This is a genomic window from Gordonia sp. NPDC058843 (genome assembly GCF_042743165.1).
GTDB lineage: Bacteria > Actinomycetota > Actinomycetes > Mycobacteriales > Mycobacteriaceae > Gordonia.
Genome location: NZ_JBHYNC010000001.1, coordinates 304047 through 330321, shown reverse-complemented (window position 1 = coordinate 330321; position 26275 = coordinate 304047). Strand labels below are relative to the sequence as shown.

Annotated in this window: 27 protein-coding genes and 2 tRNA genes; 19 read left to right on the top strand and 10 right to left on the bottom strand. The window is 67.3% G+C overall.

Annotated elements, in window-relative coordinates; all coding sequences use genetic code 11:
• The first annotated feature begins 98 nt into the window (after positions 1 to 98).
• The 3 genes from ACFW3F_RS01575 (at position 99) to ACFW3F_RS01565 (ending at position 3164) form a co-directional block, all read left to right on the top strand.
• A complete protein-coding gene (locus tag ACFW3F_RS01575) occupies positions 99 to 590 on the top strand; it encodes an acyl-CoA thioesterase (RefSeq protein WP_388053606.1) in 492 nt (163 codons plus the stop codon).
• Entirely contained in the window at positions 590 to 1279 is a 690-nt protein-coding gene (locus tag ACFW3F_RS01570) for a hypothetical protein (RefSeq protein ID WP_388053604.1), read from the top strand. Before ACFW3F_RS01575 ends, ACFW3F_RS01570 begins: the two co-directional genes overlap by 1 nt.
• 196 nt (positions 1280 to 1475) lie before the next feature.
• Positions 1476 to 3164, top strand: coding sequence for a DUF222 domain-containing protein (locus ACFW3F_RS01565; RefSeq protein ID WP_388053602.1), 1689 nt, complete (start codon positions 1476 to 1478; stop codon positions 3162 to 3164).
• 70 nt (positions 3165 to 3234) lie between these two features.
• Here ACFW3F_RS01565 and ACFW3F_RS01560 read toward each other — a convergent pair whose 3' ends face one another.
• Entirely contained in the window at positions 3235 to 5022 is a 1788-nt protein-coding gene (locus tag ACFW3F_RS01560) for an alpha-amylase family glycosyl hydrolase (protein ID WP_388053600.1), read from the bottom strand.
• A 77-nt stretch (positions 5023 to 5099) separates the two neighbouring features.
• The gene (locus tag ACFW3F_RS01555; RefSeq protein WP_388053696.1) at positions 5100 to 5546 is read right to left on the bottom strand and encodes a globin; all 447 of its coding nucleotides are present in this window, start codon (positions 5544 to 5546) and stop codon (positions 5100 to 5102) included.
• Between the two features lie 132 nt (positions 5547 to 5678).
• On the opposite strand from ACFW3F_RS01555, the gene ACFW3F_RS01550 reads away from it, so the two are divergent.
• From ACFW3F_RS01550 to ACFW3F_RS01540, 3 genes are all read left to right on the top strand, one after another.
• Positions 5679 to 6311: an HNH endonuclease gene (locus tag ACFW3F_RS01550; protein ID WP_388053598.1), complete on the top strand. Its 633-nt coding sequence runs from the start codon at positions 5679 to 5681 to the stop codon at positions 6309 to 6311.
• A 148-nt stretch (positions 6312 to 6459) separates the two neighbouring features.
• A complete protein-coding gene (locus tag ACFW3F_RS01545; protein WP_388053596.1) occupies positions 6460 to 6714 on the top strand; it encodes a hypothetical protein in 255 nt (84 codons plus the stop codon).
• On the top strand, positions 6701 to 7195 hold the full coding sequence (locus tag ACFW3F_RS01540; RefSeq protein WP_388053594.1) for a DUF5130 family protein: 495 nt from the start codon (positions 6701 to 6703) through the stop codon (positions 7193 to 7195). The genes ACFW3F_RS01545 and ACFW3F_RS01540 overlap by 14 nt, the downstream gene beginning before the upstream one ends.
• A gap of 71 nt (positions 7196 to 7266) precedes the next feature.
• Here ACFW3F_RS01540 and ACFW3F_RS01535 read toward each other — a convergent pair whose 3' ends face one another.
• Positions 7267 to 8700, bottom strand: coding sequence for a cation:dicarboxylate symporter family transporter (locus ACFW3F_RS01535; RefSeq protein WP_388053592.1), 1434 nt, complete (start codon positions 8698 to 8700; stop codon positions 7267 to 7269).
• Positions 8701 to 8815: 115 nt separating this feature from the next.
• On the opposite strand from ACFW3F_RS01535, the gene ACFW3F_RS01530 reads away from it, so the two are divergent.
• Entirely contained in the window at positions 8816 to 10375 is a 1560-nt protein-coding gene (locus tag ACFW3F_RS01530) for an ATP-binding protein (protein WP_388053590.1), read from the top strand.
• Positions 10372 to 11052, top strand: a complete 681-nt coding sequence (locus ACFW3F_RS01525; RefSeq protein ID WP_388053588.1) for a response regulator — start codon at positions 10372 to 10374, stop codon at positions 11050 to 11052. Before ACFW3F_RS01530 ends, ACFW3F_RS01525 begins: the two co-directional genes overlap by 4 nt.
• Before the next feature lie 66 nt (positions 11053 to 11118).
• Here the strand turns inward: ACFW3F_RS01525 and ACFW3F_RS01520 are convergent, their stop codons facing one another.
• The gene (locus ACFW3F_RS01520) at positions 11119 to 12180 is read right to left on the bottom strand and encodes a fatty acid desaturase family protein (RefSeq protein WP_388053586.1); all 1062 of its coding nucleotides are present in this window, start codon (positions 12178 to 12180) and stop codon (positions 11119 to 11121) included.
• 412 nt (positions 12181 to 12592) lie between these two features.
• Between ACFW3F_RS01520 and ACFW3F_RS01515 the strand changes: the two genes are divergently transcribed.
• The 3 genes from ACFW3F_RS01515 to ACFW3F_RS01505 all read left to right on the top strand — a co-directional run bounded on the left by ACFW3F_RS01515 (position 12593) and on the right by ACFW3F_RS01505 (position 13748).
• Complete coding sequence (locus ACFW3F_RS01515; protein WP_388053585.1) at positions 12593 to 12778, top strand: hypothetical protein; 186 nt, start codon at positions 12593 to 12595, stop codon at positions 12776 to 12778.
• Between the two features lie 62 nt (positions 12779 to 12840).
• The gene (locus ACFW3F_RS01510; protein ID WP_388053583.1) at positions 12841 to 13245 is read left to right on the top strand and encodes a hypothetical protein; all 405 of its coding nucleotides are present in this window, start codon (positions 12841 to 12843) and stop codon (positions 13243 to 13245) included.
• A 5-nt stretch (positions 13246 to 13250) separates the two neighbouring features.
• Positions 13251 to 13748: a DUF5994 family protein gene (locus ACFW3F_RS01505; RefSeq protein WP_388053581.1), complete on the top strand. Its 498-nt coding sequence runs from the start codon at positions 13251 to 13253 to the stop codon at positions 13746 to 13748.
• Between the two features lie 4 nt (positions 13749 to 13752).
• Here ACFW3F_RS01505 and pepN read toward each other — a convergent pair whose 3' ends face one another.
• Positions 13753 to 16353, bottom strand: coding sequence for an aminopeptidase N (gene pepN, locus ACFW3F_RS01500; protein WP_388053579.1), 2601 nt, complete (start codon positions 16351 to 16353; stop codon positions 13753 to 13755).
• A gap of 19 nt (positions 16354 to 16372) precedes the next feature.
• The gene (locus ACFW3F_RS01495) at positions 16373 to 17638 is read right to left on the bottom strand and encodes a TetR/AcrR family transcriptional regulator (RefSeq protein WP_388053577.1); all 1266 of its coding nucleotides are present in this window, start codon (positions 17636 to 17638) and stop codon (positions 16373 to 16375) included.
• A gap of 224 nt (positions 17639 to 17862) precedes the next feature.
• On the opposite strand from ACFW3F_RS01495, the gene ACFW3F_RS01490 reads away from it, so the two are divergent.
• Positions 17863 to 18483 (top strand): DsbA family protein, encoded by a 621-nt coding sequence (locus tag ACFW3F_RS01490; RefSeq protein ID WP_388053575.1) that lies wholly within the window; start codon positions 17863 to 17865, stop codon positions 18481 to 18483.
• A gap of 44 nt (positions 18484 to 18527) precedes the next feature.
• Here ACFW3F_RS01490 and ACFW3F_RS01485 read toward each other — a convergent pair whose 3' ends face one another.
• Positions 18528 to 19574 (bottom strand): M48 family metallopeptidase, encoded by a 1047-nt coding sequence (locus ACFW3F_RS01485; protein ID WP_388053573.1) that lies wholly within the window; start codon positions 19572 to 19574, stop codon positions 18528 to 18530.
• A gap of 22 nt (positions 19575 to 19596) precedes the next feature.
• Here ACFW3F_RS01485 and ACFW3F_RS01480 point away from each other — a divergent pair, with 22 nt between their 5' ends.
• The 4 genes from ACFW3F_RS01480 (at position 19597) to ACFW3F_RS01465 (ending at position 22481) form a co-directional block, all read left to right on the top strand.
• Complete coding sequence (locus ACFW3F_RS01480; protein ID WP_388053571.1) at positions 19597 to 20079, top strand: ribose-5-phosphate isomerase; 483 nt, start codon at positions 19597 to 19599, stop codon at positions 20077 to 20079.
• A gap of 16 nt (positions 20080 to 20095) precedes the next feature.
• On the top strand, positions 20096 to 20899 hold the full coding sequence (locus ACFW3F_RS01475; RefSeq protein WP_388053569.1) for an Fpg/Nei family DNA glycosylase: 804 nt from the start codon (positions 20096 to 20098) through the stop codon (positions 20897 to 20899).
• Between the two features lie 106 nt (positions 20900 to 21005).
• Complete coding sequence (locus ACFW3F_RS01470; protein ID WP_388053567.1) at positions 21006 to 21443, top strand: homocitrate synthase; 438 nt, start codon at positions 21006 to 21008, stop codon at positions 21441 to 21443.
• 81 nt (positions 21444 to 21524) lie between these two features.
• Positions 21525 to 22481 (top strand): PE-PPE domain-containing protein, encoded by a 957-nt coding sequence (locus ACFW3F_RS01465; protein ID WP_388053565.1) that lies wholly within the window; start codon positions 21525 to 21527, stop codon positions 22479 to 22481.
• Between the two features lie 77 nt (positions 22482 to 22558).
• Here the strand turns inward: ACFW3F_RS01465 and ACFW3F_RS01460 are convergent, their stop codons facing one another.
• Positions 22559 to 23317 (bottom strand): L,D-transpeptidase family protein, encoded by a 759-nt coding sequence (locus tag ACFW3F_RS01460; protein ID WP_388053563.1) that lies wholly within the window; start codon positions 23315 to 23317, stop codon positions 22559 to 22561.
• A 254-nt stretch (positions 23318 to 23571) separates the two neighbouring features.
• Positions 23572 to 23757, bottom strand: a complete 186-nt coding sequence (locus ACFW3F_RS01455) for a hypothetical protein (protein ID WP_388053561.1) — start codon at positions 23755 to 23757, stop codon at positions 23572 to 23574.
• A 237-nt stretch (positions 23758 to 23994) separates the two neighbouring features.
• On the opposite strand from ACFW3F_RS01455, the gene ACFW3F_RS01450 reads away from it, so the two are divergent.
• On the top strand, positions 23995 to 24243 hold the full coding sequence (locus ACFW3F_RS01450) for a hypothetical protein (protein WP_388053559.1): 249 nt from the start codon (positions 23995 to 23997) through the stop codon (positions 24241 to 24243).
• A 39-nt stretch (positions 24244 to 24282) separates the two neighbouring features.
• Here the strand turns inward: ACFW3F_RS01450 and ACFW3F_RS01445 are convergent.
• A tRNA-Gly gene (locus ACFW3F_RS01445) sits at positions 24283 to 24356 on the bottom strand.
• Between the two features lie 231 nt (positions 24357 to 24587).
• On the opposite strand from ACFW3F_RS01445, the gene ACFW3F_RS01440 reads away from it, so the two are divergent.
• Together ACFW3F_RS01440 and tig are read left to right on the top strand one after the other, a co-directional pair.
• Positions 24588 to 24661 (top strand) — tRNA-Pro (locus ACFW3F_RS01440).
• An 88-nt stretch (positions 24662 to 24749) separates the two neighbouring features.
• Entirely contained in the window at positions 24750 to 26117 is a 1368-nt protein-coding gene (gene tig, locus ACFW3F_RS01435; RefSeq protein ID WP_388053557.1) for a trigger factor, read from the top strand.
• The last annotated feature ends 158 nt before the right edge of the window (positions 26118 to 26275 follow it).

Here is a 26275-nt window from a genome sequence, read left to right as displayed (position 1 = left end):
TGGTGGCCCGGTGCGTAGGGTTGGACCGGGGCGGCCGCACACGGTCGCCTGAGGGACATCGATCCGATCCGCACAGGGCGAGACCGATCAGACAGGGGATGACGCACGTGCTCAACGAGGACGCCGGGACCACGACCGCCGACGGGTACCTGGTCAAGGTGCCGGTGCGCTGGTCGGACATGGATGTGTACGCGCACATCAACCATGCCCGGATGGTGACGCTGCTCGAGGAGGCGCGCATTCCCTGGCTCTTCTACGACGGCCGGCCGACCGCGCCCCTGCGGGACGGCTGCCTGGTCGCCGACCTGCATGTGAGATATCAAGCGCAACTGCGTCATTCCGAGGGGCCGATCGAGGTCACCATGTATGTGGAACGGCTACGGGCAGTCGACTTCACGGTCGGATACGAGGTGCGTGCGGCGGGCGCCGACCCGGCGTCGCGTCCGGCTGTCGTCGCCAGTACCCAGCTCGTCGCCTTCGATGTCGCCGGGCAACGTATCGCCCGACTCACCCCGGAACAGAAGGAGTACCTCGCGGGATTCCGCCGTGTCACAGGGGAATCCACTGCGCGGTCCGGCACGCCGAAGTGATGGAGCGGTTCATCGAGATCGCCTCCTCGGACCGGTCAAATGCCCTCGCGTTCCTCGCCCACGCGGTACGTCTAGACGACGCCGCCGTCGTGCGGGTGGCCGCGCGGTCGGATGGGCTGGTGGCGCTGTGGGCGCACACCGGATTCGACGTCCTGGCGACGCGTTCGGTGACCGGCCGCCTCGCACCCGCCGACCTGGTGTGCGACGCGTCGACGCTGCGGTCGGCGCTCGAGTCCGCTGATCCCGGGGCGCCGATCGATCCCGGGTTCTCGCTCGACAGTGCCTGGCGTGGAGCACTTCCCGCCGCGGTCGGCTACCGGCACATCGATGACGTGCCGGCGCGCAGCGTCGTCGAGCTGTCCCGGGAGGGCGCACGGGTCGCGCGCGAGGAGGGGAGTGGGCACGGTCCCGCAACCGGGCTGCTCGATCAGGACGTCCTCGAGGTGACGTCTGAGGAGGGCGCGCTACGGGCCGCGGTGAGCATGCGATCGGTCTTCGCCGTCACCGGAATGGGCTTCATCCGAGACGACGCCGGACGCGCGGTCACCGAGACCTCGGCCACGGACGCGATCGCGGCCGACGAACCGGTACGGATCCGCATGTCCGCGGCGTGGATTCGGATCGACGCACGCTTCGGGTCGGTGTACCAGCGGCGCCACCGCGACCTGGCGGTCACCGTCCTGAACTAGTTGGTGCCTTGGCCCGGTCGACGAGACCAACACCCATTCCCGACCGTCGAACATTTCGGGCGGTGCAGGCGGTCGGATGGGCGGCCATGGGCAAATGAACCCATCGACCCTGTTGTGCGCTCAACCCGTCGCGCCGTGTCCGCATCATCAACTTGTCGACCCTTGACTCGAACGTATATTCGAGTATTGTGGAGGCATGTCATCGGGGGCCGGATCCGCTACATCGGTGGACCCGTCACAGCATTCGGTCGAACCGCGTCTTCGTCCCGACCATGAACTGTCCGCTTCTGAACTTGTCGAGGTCTTGAGTCACTGTGCCGGCCTCGCCGCAGCGTCGGCGCATCGGATGATGGTTGTTGCCAGTCTCATTCACGATGAGCGTGAGATGGACTACGCCCAACAGCGGGCCGAGGTGCACAGCGGTGAACTCGACTCCATCGAAGCGTTCGAGAACCTGTCGGCCCGGGTGGCCGCGGGCGAAAAACCGTACGAGCGGTTCGGTCCGAACGGTCTCGAGCAGGCCATCGCCGAAGTCGGCGCCACTCTCACCGTCACACCGGCCGAGGCGAAAGATCTCATCGAAGCCGGTGACGCGCTGCGTTACCGGCTCGCGTTCACCGGGCACGCCCTGGCGTGCGGCCGAATCGACAAGCGCCGCTTCCTCATTGCACTCAAGCGCACCGACCTCATCACCGACGTCGATGAGATGCAGACAGTGGACGTCCATCTGGCCGAGGCGATCTTCGCGCGCGCACCGATGTCCACGGCACGGTTCACCGCCATGGTCGACGCCATCGTCGCCAAGTGGGCGCCCGACGCGGTCCGTCGACGCAAGGAGCGGGTGAAGTCTGATCGCAAGGTGACGGTCACCCCGGATCGGTTCACGCCCGGTCAGTCCCGGATCTCCGGCACGCTGCCGATCGCGGACGCTGCGCAGTTTGATGCCCGCTTGTCGTCGATGGCCACCGAGGTGCACACAGGCGACCCGCGCACCTTCTCTCAGCGTCGCGCCGACGCTCTCAAAGCACTCGCCCGGGGCGAAGCCGCCCTCACCTGCCGGTGCGACGACTGCCGACCAGCCGCGGCCGACACCGCCCCAGCCGGCATCGACGCCGATGATCTGGCGGACCTCGACGCGGTTAGCGCCGACACCGACACGGACACCGCTCGAACGCTGCTCGCCGAAACGGTTGTGACCGAACCGCTGACACCAGATGTCCCGCCGGCGACATCATCCGCTCCGTGTGCGACCTTCCACATCGTGGTGAATCTGTCGACGCTGATCGGTCTCGACGACGATCCCGCGTTTCTCGACCGCCACGGCATCGTCGATGCGGACACCGCTCGGCAGCTGCTCGCCGAGGCCCGTCGCACCTACATCCACCCCACCCCCGCCGAGCCCGACGCCCCACCGGCACCGGCATCAGCCCCCGACAGTTCGGCGACCCGGTACGCCCCGTCGAAGAAGCTCCAAGCGCTGGTGCGTGCGGGCGAACTGTGCTGCACCTTCCCGGGTTGCAATGCGCCGGTGTGGCAGATCGATCTCGACCACACCGATCCGTTCGACCACGCCGATCCGCGTCGTGGCGGCCCGACCGATGCGCGCAATCTGAAGCCGCTGTGCCGGTTTCATCACCGCATCAAGACCTTCACCAGCTGGCAGGACCACCAAGACGAATTGTTCACCGCCTGGTTCACCACACCCACCGGGCACATGTTCGTCGGCAACGCCTTCAGCGGGCGGGACCTGTTCAACCGACTCACCCCGCGGCGCCCACCCCATCACCCGGCACGGGCGAGGTTGGAGACGGTGCGCGACAAACATCTTCGCCGACAACAACGTGCCCAGAAGCGCTGGGACGACGCCAACCCGCCGCCCTTCTAGGCACCGGCGGCGCGAGGTGTGTACCGCGACTACTGAATCGAACCACTGGCTCTCGCCAGCTGCTCTCGATTCACACCAGCCATGCCGCCGCGTCTGGCGCGAGCATGCCGTCGACGAGAGGTGAACTGACGAGCAGCAATTCGCCGGGCGGGAGGGGGACCGGAACCTCGCCGGTGTTCAATGCGCAGACCAGCCGGCCCTCGGAGCGACGGAAAGCCAGGCACCCCTCGGGCGCGCCGTACCACTCGAGGTGCTCGCCGGCGAATTCCGGGCGGGTCACGCGTAGGTCGATGGCGGCGCGGTAGAGCGACAGCATCGATCCGACGTCCTCGAGCTGCGCTTCGACGGTGAGTGACTGCCACGATGCCGGCATCGGCAGCCAGGTCTCGGGCGACGTACTGAATCCGAACGGCGGCTCGGTCCCTTCCCACGGAATCGGGACGCGGCACCCGTCGCGGCCGCGTTCGGTGCGCCCGGAGCGTTCCCACACCGGGTCCTGCAGGGCGTCGTCCGGCAGGTCGTCGACGTTGGGCAGGCCCAGCTCCGACCCGTTGTAGAGGAAGACCGTTCCGGGCAGCGCCATTTCGACGACGAGCATCGCGCGCGCCCGTCGCGTGCCCCGTTCGAGGTCGAGTGCGCCGGTGTCCGGATCTGCGGCCGCGTAGCGGGTGACCTCACGGGCGACATCGTGATTGGACAACGTCCACGTCGGGGTACCCGACACCGACAACACCGCGTCCAGCGAGTTCTCGATGGCCTCCCTGATCGCGCCGGATTCGAACGGCGCCTTGGCGAGCCGGAAATTGAAGCCGAGGTGCAATTCGTCGGGACGCAGGTACTCGGCGAACCGCTCGTTGTCGCTGACCCAGATCTCACCGACGTTGGCAGCACCCGGGTACTCGTCGAGCACCTTGCGGATCTTGCGGTGGATCTCGTGCACCGCATAGTTGTTGAAGCGGGGATCGTCGTCGGAGTTCTGCAGAAGTTTGGTCGCCGACAGGTCCATGTCGGGGAGGTCTGCGGGTTTGGCCATCCCGTGGGCGACGTCGATCCGGAAGCCGTCGACGCCTCGATCGAGCCAGAACCGCAGCGTCGTCTCGAGGTCGGCGAAGACGTCGGGGTTCTCCCAGTTCAGGTCCGGCTGTTCTTTCGCGAAGATGTGCAGATACCACTGACCGGGCGAACCGTCGGCCTCGGGGACGCGGGTCCAGGCGGGTCCGCCGAAAATGCTGTGCCAGTTGTTCGGCGGCTCGTCGCCGTCGTCGCCGCGCCCGTCGCGAAAGATGTACCGCTCGCGTTCGGGACTGCCGGGGGACGCGGCGAGTGCTGCCCGGAACCACTCGTGCTGGTCACTCGTGTGATTGGGAACGAGGTCCATCGTCACGCGGATGTCGCGTTCATGGGCCTCTGCGATGAGGTCGTCGAACACGTCGAGATCGCCGAAGAGGGGGTCGATGTCGCGCGGATCGGAAACGTCGTAACCGTGATCTGCCATGGGGGAGGCCATGATCGGACTGAGCCAGATCGCATCGATCCCGAGGAGTTCGAGGTATCCGAGTTTGTCGATGACGCCGGTGAGGTCGCCGACCCCGTCGCCGTTGAGATCGGAGAACGAGCGCGGGTAGACCTGGTAGAAGACCGCGGACTTCCACCACGACGTGTCCGACGGATCCAACTGGGGGACAATGGGCGGCGCGACCGGCACATTCTCGGCAACTGTCGCCGCGTCGGCGGCCGGCTCGTCGAGCGCATCGACATCCGACTCGATCGCACCGTCGTCGAACGGCACGTCCTCGGGCTGACCCCCGTCAGATGGCTCGGCGGGGACAACATCTGTCTCATCGCTCACCGTGGTCATTGTGCCCTACCTGAGTTTTCTCGGAGAAATCCAGGTCAGTCGGCGAGTCGGTCGGCGTGTCGGACGGGAAACCGCTCTCAGATGGGGGAATTCATCATGGACTGGGCGGCCATCTCCATGTAGTCGATCAGCGCCTGGCGATGCGGGGCGTCGAGGGTGTCCTCGTCGATCGAGGCAATCGCGGTGTGCATGCAGCGCAGCCACGCGTCCCGCTCAATCGGACCGACACGGAAGGGATTGTGCCGCATACGGAGTCGGGGATGACCGCGCTCGTCGGAGTAGGTGCGCGGCCCGCCCCAGTACTGCTCGAGGAACATCCGCATCCGACGCTCGGCGGGGCCGAGGTCTTCCTCGGGATACAGCGGGCGCAACACCTCGTCGCGCGCCACCTCGGTGTAGAACACGGACGTGATCCGCCGGAACGTCTCGGCGCCGCCGACCTCGTCGTAGAAGGTCCGCGCAGGGGTTTCCGGCGCCGGTGGGGTCGGAGGGTGTGTGTTGGGTTCGCCGGTCACCTCCACCATTGTCCTCACCCGGGCCCCACCTCTCAACGTGGCGCCCGCATCAAGCCTGTGAGCTGGCCCGACACCGCGAAACAGCCTTCACGGAGAACTCGACCGTGATGGACTTGTGCTCGTCGGGTGGTGGGAGGCGAGATGACGCACAGATCACACGGTCGGACGGCACATGGGAAGCCGAGGTCGCGCGCCACCGATGAGGTGACGCCGTTGCGTGACATCGACGCCGAGGAGAACGCGGACGGCACCCGAGGCTGGACGCGCCGTCGAGTGCTGCTCCTCAATGCCACCTATGAACCGCTGACGGCCGTGACGGTGCGGCGTGCGGTCGTCCTGGTCCTGCGCGATCGCGCGGACCTGGTGCACGCCGACGAACATGGCGGTGCGATGCACTCGGTCGATACCGCGGTCCCGGTCCCGACGGTGATCAGGCTCCGGAAGTACGTTCACGTGCCCTACCGGGCGACCGTCCCGATGACGCGGGCGGCACTGATGCGTCGTGACCGGACACGCTGCGGCTACTGCGGTGCCCGGGCGACGACGATCGACCACGTGGTCCCGCGAAGCCGCGGTGGGACACATACATGGGAGAACTGCGTGGCGTGCTGTGCCTCGTGCAATCACCGCAAAGCGGACCGGTTGCTCGGGGAACTCGGGTGGACGTTGCGGACGGTTCCGGCCGCGCCCACGGGCAGGCATTGGCGCCTGCTGGCCACCATCAAGGACATCGATCCGGTGTGGCTGCAGTACATCGATGCGGGCGCCGCATGAGGTGTCACAGGGCCTCGGCGAGGTGCCGCACGCGTCTACGACGCGCTGTAGGCCCCGGTGCACCGGGCGGGGCCCGGTGGGTTAGATTGATCAACGATGACCTGCGCCGACAACCGGGCGGGTCCGGCGCGACCATCGAAAGGGTGACATGGACGTCGACAGCCTGATCGTCCCCATCGGAGTGCCAGTCACGATCGTGACGGTGCTCTTCGTGCTGCTCTGTGTTGTCGCGATGGTGTTCTCCTCCGGGGTCAAGTACCCGAAGGTCAAGGAGTACACCCTCGACCAGCAGTGGGAGCATGCACCGCTTCTCTTCAGTGCCACCGACATCGAACCGATGGCACTTCCGCAGCACGCGGAACCCGGCGACGTTGATGGGAGCTCGGCCAGTGGCAAGTGGTGAGGTTACGCACGCGAATGTGAGCGCCGAGATCGCGGCCCGTTCGGCCGCCGAACTCCCGCTGGGCGCAGTCTTCACCAACAGCGGCCGCATCTCCGCGGCGCGCTACCCGGGTGACGAGCCGACGACACCGCCCTTCAGCAAGAGGGACCTGATCGCTCTCGACGACACGCTCAAGGCCGCCAGCGAGAAGGCACTGGTCCGATTCTCGGTCTATGTCGGCGACCTCGACGGCGACCTGGAGAGCAGCGCCCGCGAGATCCTCGCGAAGTCGCCCGAGCCCGCATACGGCACCCTGATCGCCGTGTCGCCGAACTCGCGCGACGTGGTCATCGTGTCCGGCAGCAAGGTGTCGACCCGCGTGAACGATCGCGTCGCGGCCCTCGGTGTCACCGCCGCGGTCACCGGCTTCCGGCAGGGCAACCTGATCGACGGACTGATCGCCTCGCTGCGAGTGATGGCGACGGCCGCCGCAGCCGGCTGACCGCCCGCACCCACGACAACAAGGCCGCCCCACCGTTTCGGTGGGGCGGCCTCGTCGTCGATGCGGATCCCTCAGTGGGTGAGCACCTTCTCGTGCGCGCCGCGCGCGGTGGTGTCGTCCTCGTCGAGTTCGTCGTCGACCATGTTGCTCTCGTCGAACGGGGCCCGGCCCGAGAGCACCTCGTCGATGCGCTGCTTGTCGATGGTGCTGGTCCACGACCCGACGAGCAATGTCGCGACCGCATTGCCGGAGAAGTTGGTGACCGCGCGGGCCTCCGACATGAACCGGTCGATGCCGACGATGAGACCGACGCCGTCGAGCATGTCGGGACGATGGGCCTGCAGGCCACCGGCGAGGGTGGCCAGGCCCGCACCGCTGACGCCGGCGGCACCCTTGGAGGCGATGATCATGAACGCGAGCAGGCCGATCTGCTCACCGACCGACAGCGGGTCGCCCATCGCGTCGGCGATGAAGATCGACGCCATGGTGAGGTAGATGGCGGTGCCGTCGAGGTTGAAGGAGTACCCGGTGGGAACCACGACGCCGACGGTGGTCTTCTCGACGCCGAGATGCTCCATCTTCGCGATGAGGCGCGGCAGAGCGGATTCCGACGACGAGGTCGCGAAGATCAGGATGTACTCACGGGCCAGGTAACGGACCAGCTTGAAGATCGAGACGCCCGACACCGTCCGCAGCAGCACGCCGAGCACGCCGAACACGAACACCAGGCAGGTCAGATAGAACGCGAGCATCAGCGTCAGCAACTGCTGGACCGCCGCCCAGCCGGTCTGTCCCACGACGCTGGCGATGGCGCCGAACGCGCCGACCGGGGCGACCCAGAGGACCATCGTCAGCACCTTGAACACGAGCTTCTGGAAGTACGAGACCGCGGTCAGAATCGGGTCGCCGGTGCGACCCATGGACTGGATCGCGAAGCCGACAAGCAGTGCGATGAACAGTGCCTGCAGGACACTGCCGCCGGTCAGCGCCGACAGCATCGACTCCGGGATGATGCCCTGGATGAAATCGAGGGTCCCGCCGGACTCGTGTGCGTCTGCCGCGAGTTCCTGACCCTTGCCCGACACCGATTCGATGTTGAGGCCGTCGCCCGGCTGGATGATGTTGCCGACGACAAGTCCGATGGCCAGTGCGACGGTCGACATCGCCAGGAAGTAGAAGAAGGCCAGCCCGCCCACCTTGCCCACGGTCGCCGCTTTGCGAACTGAGCCGATGCCCAGCACGATCGTGCAGAAGATCACCGGCGCGATCATCATCTTGATCAGGCTGACGAACATGGTGCCGAGCACGCCGAGGTCTTTACCGACGCCGGGTGCCACGAGCCCGACGACGACACCCGCGACCACCGCGATGATGACGGCGATGTAGAGCCAGTGGGTGCGGTCGCGCTTACCCCGAGTGGGCGTGCCGGACGTATCGTCGGGCGTGGTCGCCGGATCGGAACCTTCTCCGGCCGGTGAGCCGCCGGACCTGCCTCGAATGTTCATCGGTGATTCTCTCCTCGTACACCTCGGACAACAGTGATTAGGATTGTGACCCGGTGGCGTGACCTGGGTCACGATTGTGTTCATTACGTTCAGACAGGGAACGAGGTCGGCAGGGATGCGGTGGTACCCGCGAACGCTCGCCGGGCAGGTCGCTGCGCTCGCCCTGTCGGTTTTCGTGGTCGTCGTGGTCGCCGAGAGCGTCCTGGCCGCCGTCGATGCCCGGATCGACGGGGACCGCGCGGCACGGGCGCAGGTGACCGGCGTGGCCGTCAGCCTCGCAGAGTCGCCGTCGACCGTCGCCGCACTGACGTCTCCCGACCCGAGCGCGGTTCTCCAGCCGGTCACCGAGCGCGTGCGCGCGGCGACCGGGATCGCCTTCATCACCGTGCTGGCCCCGGACCGGACCCGCTACACCCACACCGACCCCACTCGGATCGGTGAGCCCTACCTGGGGAGCATCGACGCGGCCCTGCGCGGTCAGACCGTGACCGAGAACTACACCGGCACACTCGGGCCCTCGATCCGGACCATCGCCCCCGTCCGCACACCCGATGGTCGCGTGGTGGGGATGGTCGCCGCGGGGATCACCCAACGCACGCTGACGTCGGCCTGGCGCGGTCAGCTGCCGCTGATCGCACTCGCCGCGTTCGCCGCCCTGATCACCGCGGTCGGCGGCGTGTGGTGGATTCGGCGACGGTTGCTGCGGCAGACTGGTGGACTCGCTCCGGACGAGCTGCGGTTGATGTACGACCATCACGATGCCGTGTTGCGCTCCGTGCGTGAGGGACTGGTCGTCGTGGAGGACGGCCGACCGGCGCTCGTCAACTCCGAAGCGCAACGGCTGCTCGGTATCGGACCATCGACGGCCCCCGCGGATCTGCCCGCGTTCCTCACCGACGGCGACGAGGAGACGGACGTGACCTATGCCGAGCGCGGTCGTGTGTTGTTGGTGAGCCGTTCCCCGGTGGCCGGCCGACGACGGTCGTCGGTGGTGACCATCCGCGACCGCACCGAGCTCTCGGAGGCGATGGGCGAACTCGACTCGATGACGCGGTTCGCCGAAGCGCTACGATCCCAGGCCCATGAGGCCGCGAACCGGCTGCACACGATCGTCGCCCTCGTCGAGATGGGCCGGCCCGAGGAGGCGATCCGACTGGCGACCACCGAGTTCGAGCTGTCCCAACAACTCATCGACCGGATGACCCAGGCAGTGGCCGAGCCCGCGCTGGTCGCCCTGCTGCTGGGCAAGACAGCGCAGGCTGCCGAACGCGGTATCCCGCTCTCGCTGACCGAGGAATCCCAGGTGAGCGATGCCGCCACCCGGGTTCTGAGCCCCGGCGAGATGATCACCGTGGTGGGCAACCTGATCGACAACGCACTGGATGCGTGCGACCCCGTCGACCCGTGGGTCGAGGTGACCGTGGTCGGCGACGACCGCATGCTCGACATCGTCGTCGCCGACAGCGGCGACGGAATGGATGCAGACCTGTTCGCCCTGGCGACGACCCGGGGCTACTCGACCAAGGCGGGTGGCGACGCCGCCGGCCGCGGACTGGGCCTCGCTCTCGTCGCCCAGGTCGTCGCTCGCCGACACGGGACGATGAGTGCCGAGAACACCTACGGTTCGGTCATCTCGGTGCGCGTACGCACCGACGCGGGAGAGGACGGACCGTGATCCGCGTGCTCATCGTCGAGGACGAACCGGTGATCGCCGAGGCGCACCGGGACTATCTCGCCCGACTGGGCGGATTCGAGGTCGTGGGGGCGGTGTCGACGGCGCAGGAGGCGCTGCGCATGGCCACCGCGGGACCGGTCGACCTGGTCCTGCTCGACCTGGGTCTGCCCGACGCCCGCGGGGTGGACCTCGCCTCCGCGCTGTCGGGAGTACGTCCCGCACCCGACGTCATCGCGATCACCGCTCAGCGCGACCTCGCGACCGTCCGCAGCGCCATGTCCCGCGGAGTGCTGCTCTACCTGCTCAAACCCTTCACCTTCGCCGCGTTCCGGGAGAAGATCGAGCAGTATCTGCGCTACCGCGAGGCCCTGACCGGCGACGCCGACGCGGTCAGCCAGCGCGACGTCGACCGTGCGCTGGCCGAACTGCGCACGAGCGACACCCGGCGGTCGGCGAAGAAGGGTGCCGCACCGCAGACCGAGGACGCGGTGAGCCGGGCGGTCCGCGACAGTACCGACGGTCTCACCGCCTCGGAGGTCGCCCGCGCCCTCGGATCGTCGCGGGTCACCGCGTGGCGCTACCTCGAGCGGCTCGCTGACGACCACGTCCTCGAGCGTGACACCCAGTACGGCTCCGCGGGCCGCCCGCAGGTCCGATATCGATGGCGACGACGCTGACGGTCGGTCGGCAGGCGATGCGCTCCGGTGAGGGGCCGACACGGCGGGCGTGAATGATGTCCGCCGCTAGCGGTAGGTGCGAACCAGGGGACAGGTGAACGGATCGCGCTCACCGATACCCACCTGGTTCAGGTAGCGGATCACGATGCCGTAAGACGTGAGTAGGGAGGTCTCGGTGTAGGTCACGCCGTGCCGGGCGCAATGGGCACGGACGAGGGGCTGCAACTTGGCCAGATTGGGTCGCGGCATGCTCGGGAAGAGGTGGTGTTCGATCTGATAGTTCAACCCGCCCATCATGAAATCGGTGAGTCGTCCACCCCTGATGTTGCGGGACATCAGCACCTGGCGCCGGAGGAAGTCCACACGTAAGTCCTTCGGTACCAACGGCATTCCCTTGTGGTTGGGTGCGAAGGCGCCGCCGAGCAGCATGCCGAAGACGGCGAGTTGAATGCCGATGAAGCACATCGCCTGCATCGGTGTCATCACCACGAACGGCACTGCGACGCCGAGTGCCAGGCGCGCCACGATGAGGGAGATCTCCAGTGCACGGTGCGGTACCGGCGTGCGCTCGGCGAGCCCGCGCAGGCTGGCGATGTGCAGGGACACGCCCTCGAGCGTGAGCAGCGGGATGAAGAGCCACCCCTGACGTCGTGCGAACCAGCGCGAGAAACCGGTGCGGGCCGCGGCGTACTCGGGCACGAAGGCGATGGCTCCGTCGGCGATGTCGGGGTCCACGCCGATCTGGTTGGGCGCCTTGTGATGCTTGTTGTGCTTGCCCCGCCACCAGTGCAGCGACAACCCTGCCCCCGACGCGGCGAGAAGTCGTGCCGCCCACTCGTTGGCGCCGGCCGAGCTGAACATCTGCCGGTGCGCGCCGTCGTGGCCGAGGAACCCGAAGTGCGTACTGATCACGCCGAGGGCGATGGCGAGGACGAGTTGCCACCAGGTGTCGCCGAGCACGACGACGAGAGTCCAGACGCCGAGGAAAGCGAGGACGGTGACGGTGATCCGGTGGATGTAGAAAGCCCGTCGCCGCTCGAGGAGTCCGGATGCGCGGACCTCGGCGGCGAGGTCCGTGTAGGAGCTCACGAACTTTCGGTTGACGGAGGGTGTGTCGATCGGGGACATGTTGGTCCTCGTGGCCTTCTGTGGGGGCCTGGTGCGCCTTCGGTAGGGAAACCGGAGCGCGTCACGAAATTCATGAACCGGACACAGATGGTCGCGGCGGCCCCGTCAGTATGCCAAAGATCGGAGGATCCGGCCGACCCTCTGCTTCGCGATCTCGAATGAGGCGTACGGTGGTGGTACAGGACCGGCACGAGTTCGGCGGAATCACCGCCCGCAGCACCGGCCCTCCGACCGCACGATTGCGGCGGAGTCAGGCATTCGACATGATCACCACCTCCCGGTTCCTCACCACCATTCCCCGACACCGTCCTCGTGCCGACGCGCATGACGACCAGCGGGTGCGACCCGACCACCTCGATCGGGGTGGGACGTTCTCGGATCTCCCTCTCGGACACCAAGAGTCGGTGCACTGATGGCTGCGCGAATGGATCTCCCACCCATTGCTCGCCGGCTCAACAACCGTCTGGCCGAGGGCGTGCACGCCAGTGGGCTCGACGACGAGACCGTCGCCGTGCTCCACGAGATGCGCTCACTTGTCGTCAACGCGGTGACCGAACTCGAGAACGACCAGATCATCGGCAGCGCGCTGACTCGCTGAGCGCCGATTCACCCTTCCCGGCGGTGGATCCAATGCCGTCGGGGCAATGGAAAGGGGCCGTCATGACGGTCATCATCGGAGTTGTGATCCTCGTCGCGGCAGTGCTCGCGGCGGCGGTGGGATTCATCGCCAACAACGGCAGCGCGCAAACACTGCCCCCGGACAGTTTCGCCGTCTTCGGTTATCACGTCACCGGAACGACCGGCGCGCTCCTTCTTCACGGAGTCGTGTTGGGCGCCCTGGGAATGCTGGGTCTGGCCATGATCCTCGCCGGGGCCCGACGCTCGTCTCGCCGGGGACGCGTGGCACGGCAAGAACTCAAACGATCCGAACGCCGTGTCGCCACATACGACAGCGGGGGTGACGTCCGGGCGCACCATCACCCGGACACCGCCACGGACACCTCGGACCAGCCACATCGAGCCGGGTCGTCACGCAGCTGGCGTCACCCACTGGCCAGTCGGTGACGCGCATGTCCGGGAACTCGACGGTGCGCGACGCCGGAGCCGACACCGCAGCGGACCAACCGGTGGTCGATGGTTCCGATGAACAACGCTTCTCGCTCAAGCCCGAAGGTTCGGCGCGGGGCTCGGTGGATGGCGCGTGGTGGCCCAGGACGCACGATCTCGCGTCCGAACTGTCCGCCATCACCCAGGTGGTCGGTCGCCGGCTGACCCGTCTCGAACGGGTCGGTTATCACCTGGTCGACTGGGACTCGGCAGCGTCCGGCAAATTCATGTTCGACGGGCAGACGGTGCGGCTCGAGGGTTTCCGGACGTGGACTCCCGGCATCGTTCGATTCATGGGTCCCGGCGGCGCGCTCACCGTGACGGTGATCGGCGTGGACACCGACCCGGAGGTGGCTCGTGCCACGATGACCCGCGCGACCGGCTCGACCAACACCGAGTCGGCCGCGACGCTCATCGACACGGCGGCCAGTGACGTGGCGGGCGCTCGCCAGGTGCGCTGAGACGTCAGCCTGCGGCGTCGAATGCCCGAGCCCGCAGCGAACGCGCGACACCGTCACGGCCCTCGGAGATCAGGCGCTTGAGCGCAGACGGATGGTCCCCGGACAGGAATTCCTCGGCGAGGTCGAGGGCGTGCTGCGACATCGCCCAATTCGGGTACAGGCCGATGACGACCGTCTGCGCGACCTCGCTGGACCGGCGTGCCCAGACCTTCGGAACGGCCTCGAAGTACTTCTCCACGTAGGGGTCGAGGAGGTCGCCCTGCCCGGGGCGGGCGAACCCGCCGATCATGGTGCGGGTGTACACATTCGAGAGCGTGTCGTCCTCGATGGCCCGAGTCCAGGTGTCCGCCTTGGCTTCCGCGAGCGGACGAGCCGCACGTGCCAGTGCCGCCGACCGGGTACCGGTCGCGGTGTTGTCACGCTCGGCCTCGGCGTCGATGACCGGCGTCGACGCCGGGTCGGTGTCGATCGCCCCGGCCGTGGCCAGCGCGGTCACCAGCTTCCACCGCAGGTCGGTGTCGACGGCGAGACCGTCGAGTCCGTGGTCGGCCGGGTCCGCGCCGTCGAGCAGGGCGCGGGCCACCTCGGTCTGGTCGTCGTTGATCCGGCCGGCGAGCCACGTGTTCGCGAACGCGAGCTGGTGGTCCGAACCCGGATCAGCAGCCCGAGCGAGTTCGAGCATGCGGGAGCTGAATCCGGGGCGGCCGGTGGTCGCCGCCCACTCGGGGTCGGCGTAGGACTCGATCGCCGTCGTCGCCTGCAACAGGACTCGCTGCACCACGCCGATCTCCGATTCCGAGGCGATGCCCCGACGGACGAGTTCGACGAAGTCGCGGGCCCGCATCTCGGTCTGGCGGGTCATCTCCCATGCCGCCGACCACACCAGGGTGCGCGGCATCGGATCGCTGATGTCACCGATCCGCGCGGTCGCGGTCGCGAGCGATTCCGGGTCGAGGCGGACGGAGGCGTAGGTCAGGTCCCCGTCGTTGAGCAGTACCAGATCTCCGCGGTCCACGCCGACGAGATCGGTGACATCGGTGCGTTCACCTTCGATGTCGAGCTCGACACTGTGGGTCTGCTCGATGGCACCGGACCCGTTGTCGGCATAGACGCCGACGCGCAGGCGGTGCACCCGGGTCTCACCGGCGCCGGGGGCGGCGCCGTCCTGGACGATGGTGAACCGGGTGAAGGCGCCGGAGTCGTCTACCTCGAAGTCGGGCCGGATGACGTTGATGCCTGTGGTGCGCAACCATTGATCGCCCCAGTCCGACAGGTCGCGACCCGACGACTTCTCCAGTGCGCCCAGGAGATCGGCGAATGTGGCGTTGCCGAACTCGTGTGCGGCGAAGTAGCTGCGCAGCCCGGCGAGGAAGTCCTCGAGTCCCACGTAGGCCACCAGCTGTTTGAGGACCGACGCGCCCTTGGCGTAGGTGATCCCGTCGAAGTTGACCTCGACGGCGGCGATGTCGGGGATGTCGGCGGCGACCGGATGGGTCGAGGGCAGCTGGTCCTGACGGTAGGCCCAGGACTTCTCGACGTTGGCGAAGGTCGTCCACGCGCTGGTGTACTCGGTCGCCTCGGACTGGCACAGCACCGATGCGAAGGTCGCGAAGGACTCGTTGAGCCACAGGTCGTCCCACCACTGCATGGTGACCAGGTCGCCGAACCACATATGGGCCATCTCGTGCAGCACGGTCTCGGCACGCCGCTCATAGAGGTACTTGGTGACGCGGGACCGGAAGACGTAGTCCTCGAGGAAGGTGACTGCGCCCGCGTTCTCCATCGCACCGGCGTTGAACTCAGGAACGAACAGCTGATCGTACTTGCCGAAGGCGTAGGGGATTCCGAAATTCTGGTGGTAGAAGCCGAATCCCTGTTTGGTCTCGGTGAACAGTCGCTCGGCGTCCATGAACTCCGCGAGCGATGCGCGGCAGTAGATGCCCAGGGGGATGTCGCCGTGCTCGTCGGAGTAGACGTCGGTCCATTCCGCGTAGGGCCCGGCGATGAGGGCGACGAGATAGGTGCTCATCGGGACGGTCTCCCGGAAACGATGCACCACAGCGGTCGTGGCACCGTCCGGTTCGCCAGGTGCCTCCGCGTGCGCGGCGTTGGAGATGACCTTCCAGTCCGCGGGAGCGGTGACGGTCACGGTGTAGGTCGCCTTGAGATCGGGCTGGTCGAAACACGCGAACATCCGCTTGGCGTCGGCGGTCTCGAACTGCGAGTACAGATACACCGAGTCGTCGGACTGGTCGACGAATCGGTGCAGACCCTCACCGGTGTTGGAGTAGGCGCAGTCGGCGACCAACGTGAGCGTGTTGTCGGCGGCGAGGCCGGACAGTGCGATTCCGACCGACTCGTCGAAGCCGGACACGTCCAGGTCGGCACCGTTGAGGGTTGCCGAGATCAGGGTGGGTGCGACGAGATCGACGAACGTCTCGCTGCCCTCCGTCGCGGTGAACCGCACTGTCGTCGTGGACCGGAAGGTCGCGGTCCCGGGAGCGCCGGAACCGTCGGTGAGGTCGAGCTCGATCTGATAGTTCGACACGTCGAGAATCGCTGCGCGGTCGCGGGCCTGGTCTCTGGTGAGGTTCGGAGCAGTCACGCAGGCCAGCTTATCCAGGTCAGGACGCGGGCGGCGCTCCACGCAGCCCGGCCGGGTTCAGGATCGCCCGGGCGATGGCCGTGAGTTCGTCCGCGATCCCGGGCCTGGACCGCAACCGGGGTGACTCGATGACCTCACAGGTGAAGCCGAAGAGCGCCTGGGCGAGCGCATTCGCGTCGGCCGCCGTCAGCAGTGGATTGTGGGCTCGCATCGCGTCGATCCATTCGGATCGATAGTCCGCCTGCGCGTTGCGCAGTCGCGTCTGGTCGGCGTCGGAAAGGTACATCAGGTCACCGGTGAAGACCGGCATGATGCGACCGTGGACGCCCAGGGAGTATTCGACGAACACCCGGATCAACACGTCGAGCGCGTCCGCCGGCGCAACATTGGTCAGCGCGTGGCTCGACACGTAGAGGATGCCCTGGACTCCGCGCCACAGGACGGCCAGGAGGAGATCGGACTTGCTGGAGACCTCCTGATACAGCGTCGCGACCGAGACGTCCGCGGCGCGGGCGACCTCATCGATACGGACGTCGGGGAAACCGCGCTCGGAGAACAGTTGTGTGGCGGCGTCGAGTATCCGCTCGCGGCGGGAGGCGGGGTGTCGGCGCGTGGGTGGGGTCTCCCCGCCGGTGTCCGGGTCGGGCGCAGGCGGCAGTTCGCAGGTGATGATCGAGTCCGCCACCGCGCGCTGCACCTGCATGAGGCGGGTCGGCAGGAGAGAGCCGCGCATCCCTGAGGTGTTGGAGAACACGCTGAGCACCGCCGCTGCCAGCGCCTCCGCGTCCGACGCCGCGATCTCGGGTCGCGTAGCGGCGATGAGCGAGGCGAAATGCCCGCTCAGCTGCTCGAAATACTCACCCATCACGCCGAGTTCGGCGGGCTGCAGATGATGTTGTTCGCGCCGCCACAGCGTCGAGACGTCTCGATGAGCGGTGAGGTCGCCGAGTCCGTCGAGGAAGAGGGAGAGCTGTTCGTCGGGCGAGCGGCCGTGAACCCCCGCGTCGGTCATGAGCCGCCGGACGAGCTCCACCTGGGTGGTCAGCGCCTGCGAGAGGATGTCGTGTTTGCCGGGGAAATGCCGGTAGACGGCCGGCCCCGTGAGACCGACTGCGGCGCCGATCTGCTCGATGCTGACGTTGCGGAATCCGGCGTCCTGGAAGAGTTTAGTGGCGGCCCGCACGATCTGCGCCGATCTCTGGCCGACGGACCTGGGTACGACCGCGCGGCCGCGCCGAACCGCCTGGATCGGCTCGTCCGGATCGGAGGGTGGTGGCGACGGCATCCCGGGTCCTGTTCCTCGGCGGTCCCTGCACCCTCTCACACCGCGTCCGGTATCGGCGTGCCTGATCCCCAGCCCCTTCTCGGCGTTCGGCGTGATCGGGGAGCAGTCGTGATCGGGGAGCAGTCGTGATCGGGGGAACAGTTCTGTGCACCGCGATGTTGATGCCTCCGACGGCGCCGCCCGGCCGGTGCCCGCTGAACAGCCGACTCTCGAGAGGACGTTCCATGTCAGTGCAGTCCCAGACCGCCGATCGCGTTGATTTCTGGTTCGATCCGCTCTGCCCGTGGTGCTGGATCACCTCGCGCTGGATTCTCGAGGCCGAGCAGGTCCGCCCGATCGACGTGCACTTCCACATCATGAGTCTCGCCGTCCTCAACGAGGGCAAGGACATCCCCGAGGAGTACCGCGAGGGACTCAAGCACGCCTGGCGCCCGGTCCGCGTCATCGCGGCCGCCGCCGCGCAGAAGGGTGACGAGATCCTGGCGCCGCTCTACACCGCGTTGGGTACCCGCATCCACAACCAGGGCATCCAGGATTTCGACGAGGTCATCGCCGGTGCGCTCGACGAGCTCGGCCTCGACGCCTCCCTGGCGGAGGCGGCCGACGGCACCGAGTTCGACGACGCCATCCGGACGAGTCATCACGCCGGGATGGACAAGGTGGGCGACGATGTCGGCACGCCCACCATCCACGTCAACGACGTCGCATTCTTCGGCCCGGTCCTGTCGCGTATCCCGCGCGGAGAGGACGCCGGGACAGTGTGGGATGGTGCGCGCGCGCTGGCGTCGTACCCCCACTTCTTCGAACTCAAGCGCACGCGTACCGAGGACCCGCAGTTCGATTGAGCAGTTGCCCGGATCAATTCGTCCGGGCGACAACGCACCTCGCGTCAGAAGTGTGGCGGGGGTTCGATCCCGTTGGGCAGTCCGCCGGGCGCGAGTGAGGCCGGATGTGGTGGCGGCGGGACCGCCACCACGTTCCCGCTGCCGACACCTCGGACGATCCGGCGCGGACGCAGCAGCATCGCCCCCGCGCGGGTGCGATCGCGGAGCGCGGCCGCACGCCAGGTCAGCACCGGATGCGACGACATCGCGTTGGTCAGGAAGGTGAAGAAGCCACGCTCGTGGGTCGCCCGGTCGGCGAACTGGTCGAAGTCCACTGCCGAGAGCATGTACTTGCCCGCGGCCAGGACGCCCATCGCCCCGGGCGCCCCGGCGGGTCTGGCGTAGTACCCGTAGTTGTCGGCGCTGTACTCCTGGGCGCGGGACAACGCGGCGCCGAGAACGGGGATGTTCATGCCGACGATCGTCGACAACTGCCGCCAGTACGAGGTGTGCCCCGCGGCGATGTGACCGACCTCGTGGCCGATGATGAACTCGAGCGCCTGCGGGTCCCGGGCCGCGCCGCCCACCTCGAACAGGTCGGAGTACACGACGACGAACCGCCGGAATCCGTGCCCGGACGCGAACGCGTTGATCGCTCCGTTGCCGAGGACGACATAGGCATCGGGCACGTATTCCAGTCCGAAGCGCGCCGCGGCTTCGACGACCATCCGGTGGCCGTCCGGGAACTGAGTCGGTGTCATCTGCACACCGTTCACCCGGGGCGATGCGTAGGTCAGGCCGCGGATCACGAAGAGTAGAAGCGGAAAAAGCAACGCGCCCAACAGGATCTGGTCGAGCGTGCCCAGTGCGACGAGCGCGATGATGGCCGCATAGCCCAGCACCGTCGCGAGGATCACCACCACGAGTGTGGGGATCTCCCAGGGATGAAGCTGCGGCCGCGCGGCGTAGTGGGCGGGGCGCAGCCACCGGCGGGTGGGATCGGTGGGCGCGGGCGGCGGCGGATCGGCGACACCCGGGACATTCGGAATGGGCGCCCGGGAGACGGGTGCGCCGGCGACCGGCTCGCGGGGGATGGGCAGGGGCGTGTCCACGCCCTCAATCTATAGTGGCGCCATGCGTGTCTACCTCGGTGCCGACCATGCCGGATTCGAACTCAAGAACCAGATCGCAGACCATCTCGCGGCGGCCGGCCACGAGGTCGTCGACTGCGGAGCCCATGAGATGGATCCCGCCGACGACTACCCCGCGTTCTGCATCGCCGCGGCGGCCCGGACCGTCGCCGACCCCGGCAGCCTGGGAATCGTGCTCGGCGGCAGTGGCAACGGCGAACAGATCGCTGCCAACAAGGTCCCCGGCGCGCGCTGCGCGCTCGCGTGGAGCGTCGAGACGGCCCAGCTCGCGCGCCAGCACAACAACGCGCAGCTGATCGGCATCGGTGGCCGTATGCACAGCACCGACGAAGCACTCGCCATCGTCGACGCGTTCCTGGCCACCCCGTGGTCGGAGGAAGCGCGACATCAGCGCCGTATCGACATCCTCGCGGAGTACGAGCGCACAGGCGAGGCTCCCGAGGTGCCCGGGGCTCCGGCCCAGTAGGTCACAGGCCGAGGCCGTGCCCGAGGGTCACACTCTCCATCGGCTCGCGCGCCGACAGCAGCGTCTGTTCGGCGGACAACGGGTCCGTGTCACCAGCCCGCAGGGCCGCTTCGCCGACGGCGCAGCGGAGTTGGACGGACTGACGTTCCATTCCGCCGAGGCCTGGGGCAAGCACCTCGTGCATCGCTATCGAGACGGCCGTGCCGAACGCTTGGTGCACATCCACCTCGGCCTCTACGGCGCCTTCACCGAGCTCGCCGTACCCGCGCCCGAACCGGTGGGTCAGGTTCGACTCCGCATCGAGACCGAGACCGCGGGCACAGACCTTCGCGGCCCGACGGCGTGTGAGATCTACCACCCTGCCGACCTGGAGTCGTTGATCGCCCGGCTCGGTCCGGATCCGCTCCGCCGCGACGCCGACGCCGAGCGGGCATGGTCGGCGATCTCGCGTTCCACCCGCCCCGTCGGCGCCCTGCTGATGGATCAGAAAGTCATCGCCGGAATCGGCAACGTGTATCGGGCCGAGATCCTGTTCCGGGCCGGCATTGATCCTATGCGGCCCGGAAAGCGTGTTCTCCGAAGCGAATTCGACGCGCTCTGGTCCGATCTGGTGGACCTCATGAGGGTCGGTGTGCGGCGCGGCCGCATCCACGTGATCCGCCCGGAAGACGATTCCGGAGCACCTGCCTACGCGCCGAATCGGCCGCGAACGTACGTGTACCGACGGGCCGGCGAGCCGTGCCGGATCTGTGGAACCCCCGTTCTGATCGCCGATCTCGAGGGCCGAAAGCTCTATTGGTGCCCCGTCTGCCAGACCTGACAAGTTACTCCCCGGTCGGTGTGGATAGCCGAACCTTAGTAGCATCGTGCGGGACCGTGAGGTCCTTACTTTTGCGAAGGGTCGGGGGATGACAAGAGGGGGCAGTGTGACAGTCAGCGAAAGCATCCGGTCCCATGCCGGACTGATCTCGCGGGGCGAGGTGTCTCCATTGAAGGACGTTCCTTTCCACGGCGCCGCGGACGCGCCGATCACCCGACGTGTGCTGGCGGGAGGTGACCTGTTCCCCGAAGCGGAGAAGCGTGTCGTGGCGCACGAGATGCGGGCGGTGTCGGCCGCCGCGCGTGAGTACTGCGAACCCCACGTGCACGACTGCCCGGAGATCAACATCCTGCTGTCGCTCGACCGTCTCGTCTACGAGATCACACTCGGCGACGAGGTCTACGAGGTCGAGGCTCCGGCGAGCATCTACATCCCGGCCGGGCTTGTGCACAGCGCGAACGTGATCGAGGGCAGCGGATTCTTCGTGGCGATCATCGAGACCGCCGACTACGTCGCGAAACCGCCGCCTGCACAGGCGTCCTGACCCCGATGCGGCTCCGGCCGCGGAGGAATCTCAGCCGACCCTCAGCGCGCTCGGGGACTGTTCACACATCCGGTCGCCAGGATGGATGAGGTGCAGCAGAGTGTAGGGACCCGCATCATGCGGCCGGACGACTCGTCGTCGGCGATCACCGTCTTCGTGGTCGGTGGAACAGGGGAGTCTTTCCCCGGCGACGCCCGGATCGAGGTGTCGGGTCTGCTCACGGGCGTGGCGGATGAACTCGACGATCGCTTCGTCTGCCGCTGGGTCGGATATCCGGCGAGCTACGGACCCGCGCCGTACTCGGCTGGGATGAGTTTCGTCGACAGCGTCGCCATCGGCGCGTCTCGACTGTGCACGGCCATCCGGGGCGCAGCGGGTCCGATCGCACTGGTGGGCTACTCGCAGGGGGCGGTGGTCATCCGGATGGCTCTCGCCGACCTGGCAGCCACCGGCACGCCCGATCTGGATCACCCCGATCTGGATCGCCCCGATCTGGATCGCATAGTCGGTGTGGGGCTCGTCGCCGATCCGCACCAGCCGCCGGGTGTGGTGCCCGGTTGCCACGGGTGGGGCGTGGCCGGCCCGGGAGTCGACCTCCCGGCAGGGCTCCCGGTGCACTGGGTGGGCGCCTCCGAGGACATGATCTGCAATGCGGACGCCGATTCACTGGTCCGCGACGTCGCCGATCTCACCGGTTCGATGACCTTCGCGGGACTCGGTCGGTGGGGTAGGAGCGCGTGGAAAGTGCTGCGCGCCAACGACTTGCAGAACGCCCGCCGGACATCCGTGCGCCCGGCCCAGTGGCGACGGGACCCGGGGCGACTCGTGGCGGCGTGGCGCGAGATCAGGTGCTACCTGCCGCCGCGGATACGCGTCAGCGGCCTGTGGGTGACGAATGCAGCGGGCGGGCGGCACACGTCGTACCACAGCGAGCCCTACCGCCGGACCTCGGTCACCGATCCCGCATCGACCGGCTGCCAGGTGATCGCGCGATGGCTACAGGTTCAGGCGACCTTCGGCGCCCGCGCCGTCGGCTAGCGCTGCATCGCGGATCGAACGCAACGCAGAGGGCCGGTCACCCGACGGTGACCGGCCCTCTGGTGTCAGCTCGTGACCTAGGTGTTCTGGTACTTCCCTCCGATGGTGTTTCGCACCACGATCGGGGTGTTGCGCGGGACGTTGTCGTAGACCCACTTGCCATGATCGGTGGTCACGTTGATGCAGCCGTGGCTCACATTGCTGCGACCCTGCTGGTTGACCGACCAGGGAGCGGCGTGGATGAAGATGCCGTCCCACGACATCCGGGTGGCGTACTCGACGTAGGTGCGGTAACCCTCGGCGGAGTCGACCGGGACACCGTACGTGGACGAGTCCATGTACATGTCGCGGTACTTCTCTTTGGTGTAGTAGACGCCGTTCGACGTCGGGTTCTTGTCCGAACCCATCGAGATCGGCATCGTGCGGACAACCTTGCCGTTGTGCCACCAGGTGATGGTGTGGGTGTTGTCGTCGGCGAGCGCGATGTAACCGGTCTCGGTTTTCACGTTCGGGATGGCCGGGCCGGCCGGCTTCTCCTCGGTCGTCGTCGACGGCGGCGGCTGCGGCGCCTCGGGGGTGCTCGGCGCCGGCGGGGTCGGCAGACCGGGGATCGCGGGGATCTCGACCGGCGGCAGGCCGGGGATCACGGTGACCGGAACGGCGTTCGCGACGCCGGGGAGTGCGAGGGCCATTGCCAGGACGCCGAAGACGACAGCCGTGAGGCGTCGTGCCGAACGGCGGCGCGGGGCGCGCGGGATCGGCGGGTGGGAATTCAACACAGGTCGTACCTTCGGTTCGATGGTTCTTTCCGCGCATCGGCCTGAGCGCGAATCCATCGTTACACAACCGTTGCCTGGGGTCCAAGGAGCCGGGCGCGCCGACAGACGCCGCGATCACGAACAGCCAGTACGACGTGGCAAAAACCCGTGGTGAGCGTAGTCGGCCATCCCACATGTGACGGTGATCACATTCGAGTCACCGCATGCCCCGACGGCGGCGGCTGGGACTCATCCTCGTCGATGTCTCGGCAATGTCAACAGGATCGTTTGTCCCAGTGTTACTTGGCCTTTGAAAACCGTTGGGTTGTGGGTCACGCGGGCTGGGGGTGCTCGGTGCGGACGTGGCGTGCCGGCTGCGAGCACGCCTCATCCCGGCACACGAGCATCACATCGACGCGGCCAATGCCTGCCTCCGACTCGGTGACGTCTCGTCGTGCGTACAGGGGCGCCCCGCAGGATTCACATCTGCGCTGAGTTTTCGTGTGGCTGGAAGACATGTGTCAACGGTACGCCGAGTGTGGTCTGGATCACAGGGCGACCGCATGCGTTCAGATGTGGTCCGGTCGGGTGACTCAGGCGGGGATTTGAGACGTCGCAAGCGGAATCGCATGTGGTCCGCGCGTCGCGGAGGAACGTCGACGGTGAGGGCGGTTCACAGCGTCCTCGGAAAGGAGTGTGCTTCTCACCCTCGCAACCTCTCCGGCACGAGAGGTGGCTCACTGTAAGGAAGGTCGATGACCAGACTCATAGCAACACTAACATTCGCTGCCGCGGCGTTCATCGGGAGTGCAGGACTCGCTGATGCCGAACCCTGCAAGATGGCCGTCGGCAACGGTCAGTTCGCGCCCTGTCCGCCGCCGATCGTCTCGACCGGCCCCGGGGATCCGTCGACGCCTGGACATCCGGAAGAGGAGGCGGCGCCGGAGATCGAGTACGAGTACGTGCCGTTGCCGCTGCCGTGGGACGAACCGCCGACGCCCTGAAACGTCAAAGGTCCGGAGGCGTGATGCCTCCGGACCCGGTGGAGCGGGTGACGGGAATCGAACCCGCGTAGCTAGTTTGGAAGACTAGGGCTCTACCATTGAGCTACACCCGCGTTGCTCGGTCGCCGTCGGAATTCCGGCGTCGCGTGCGATGAGTGACTGTACCGGCAGTGGCGCCGTAACCGAAATCGGGGTCGGCGGACCATGCCGCACCGGTCGGGCGCCCACACGGTCCGGGGTCGCTTCCGACACCCGTGCGCGGGGTCGGCCGAGATGGCACGTACTATCTCTTGTTGGCCCTGATGCGCGGTCGCCCTCCGGGGCTCTGTCGCGTGTACGGACCGCGGGATGTGGCGCAGCTTGGTAGCGCATCCGCTTTGGGAGCGGAGGGTCGCAGGTTCAAATCCTGTCATCCCGACTTGATCGATGTGGCCTGACCGGTCACCCGGTGTACGGCCCGCGAACGACCGAACTTCCACCACCGCAGATATAAGGAGCATTCAGGCGTGAAGAGCACTGTCGAGCAACTCACCCCGACCCGGGTCAAGCTCAACGTCGAGGTCCCGTTCGAGGAGCTGTCGGCAGACTTCGACCGGGCCTACCGGTCGTTGGCCCAGCAGATCCGGATCCCCGGATTCCGTCCGGGCAAGGCGCCCGCCAAGCTGATCGAGGCCCGCGTCGGACGCGACTCGATCCTCGCCCAGGTCGTCAACGACGCGATCCCCGCCAAGTACTCCGAGGCTGTCGCGGAAACCGAGACCAAGGCGATCGGCCAGCCCGAGATCGACCTCTCCGAGCTGAAGTACGGCGAGTCGGTGACCTTCACCGCCGAGGTCGACGTCCGTCCCGAGATCAGCCTGCCCGACTACTCGACCCTGTCGGTCGAGGTCGACGCGATCGAGGTCGACGAGGCCGCGGTCGACGAGCAGCTCGAGGGGCTGCGCGCCCGGTTCGGCACCCTCAAGGGCGTCGAGCGCGGCGTGCAGGACGGCGATTTCGTCTCGATCGACCTGGCCGCGACCGTCGACGGCGAGCCCGTCGAGGAGGCCACCACCGAGGGTCTGTCCCACGAGGTCGGCTCCGGTCAGCTCATCGACGGACTCGACGAGGCACTCATCGGTCTGAAGGCCGGCGAGGACAAGGAGTTCACGACCAAGCTCGTCGCCGGCGATCACGCCGGTGAGGAAGCGCTCGTCAAGGTCACCGTGCAGTCGGTCAAGGAGCGCGAGCTGCCCGAGGTCGACGACGACTTCGCGCAGATGGCCAGCGAGTTCGACACCGTCGAGGAGCTGCGTGCCAGCCTCGCCGAGCGGGCCGAGCAGTCGGCGAAGCTGGAGCAGGCCAACAAGATCCGCGACGCAGTGCTCGAGAAGCTGCTCGAGACCGTCGAGATCCCGGTGCCCGAGAAGGTCGTCGACGAAGAGGTCGAGGGTCAGCAGCACCAGGTCATCCACGCCCTCGGTCACGATGACGAGCAGGTCGCCAAGTTCCTCGAGGCGCAGGGCAAGACGCGCGAGGAATGGGATGCGGAGTCCCGTGACGAGGCGGAGAAGTCGGTCAAGCAGCAGCTGCTGCTCGACGCGATCGCCGATCAGCAGGACACCGAGGTCAGCCAGGACGAGCTGACCCAGCAGATCATCTTCACCGCCCAGCGGTACGGCATGCAGCCGCAGGAGTTCATCCAGCAGCTGACCCAGGCCAACCAGGTCGGGGCCGTCTACGCCGACGTCCGTCGCGGTAAGTCGCTGGCGAGCATCGTCGGTGATGTGACCGTCACCGACACCAACGGCGCAGCCGTCGACACCGCCGAGTACTTCGGTGGGAAAGACGACGCCGAGGAGTCCGCGCCCGAGGAATCCGATTCCGACAACTGATCGGTCCACCGCGGCCCTGAGCGCCCCACCAGTTCGACGCACATCGCCGGTCCTCACGCACGAGGGCCGGCGATTGCCGTCGGTCCACCATGGCGCATGGACCGTTCACGGTGCCGAACGTGGTTCTGCTCTCAGCGAAGAGGCGTGTCCTCGGGAGT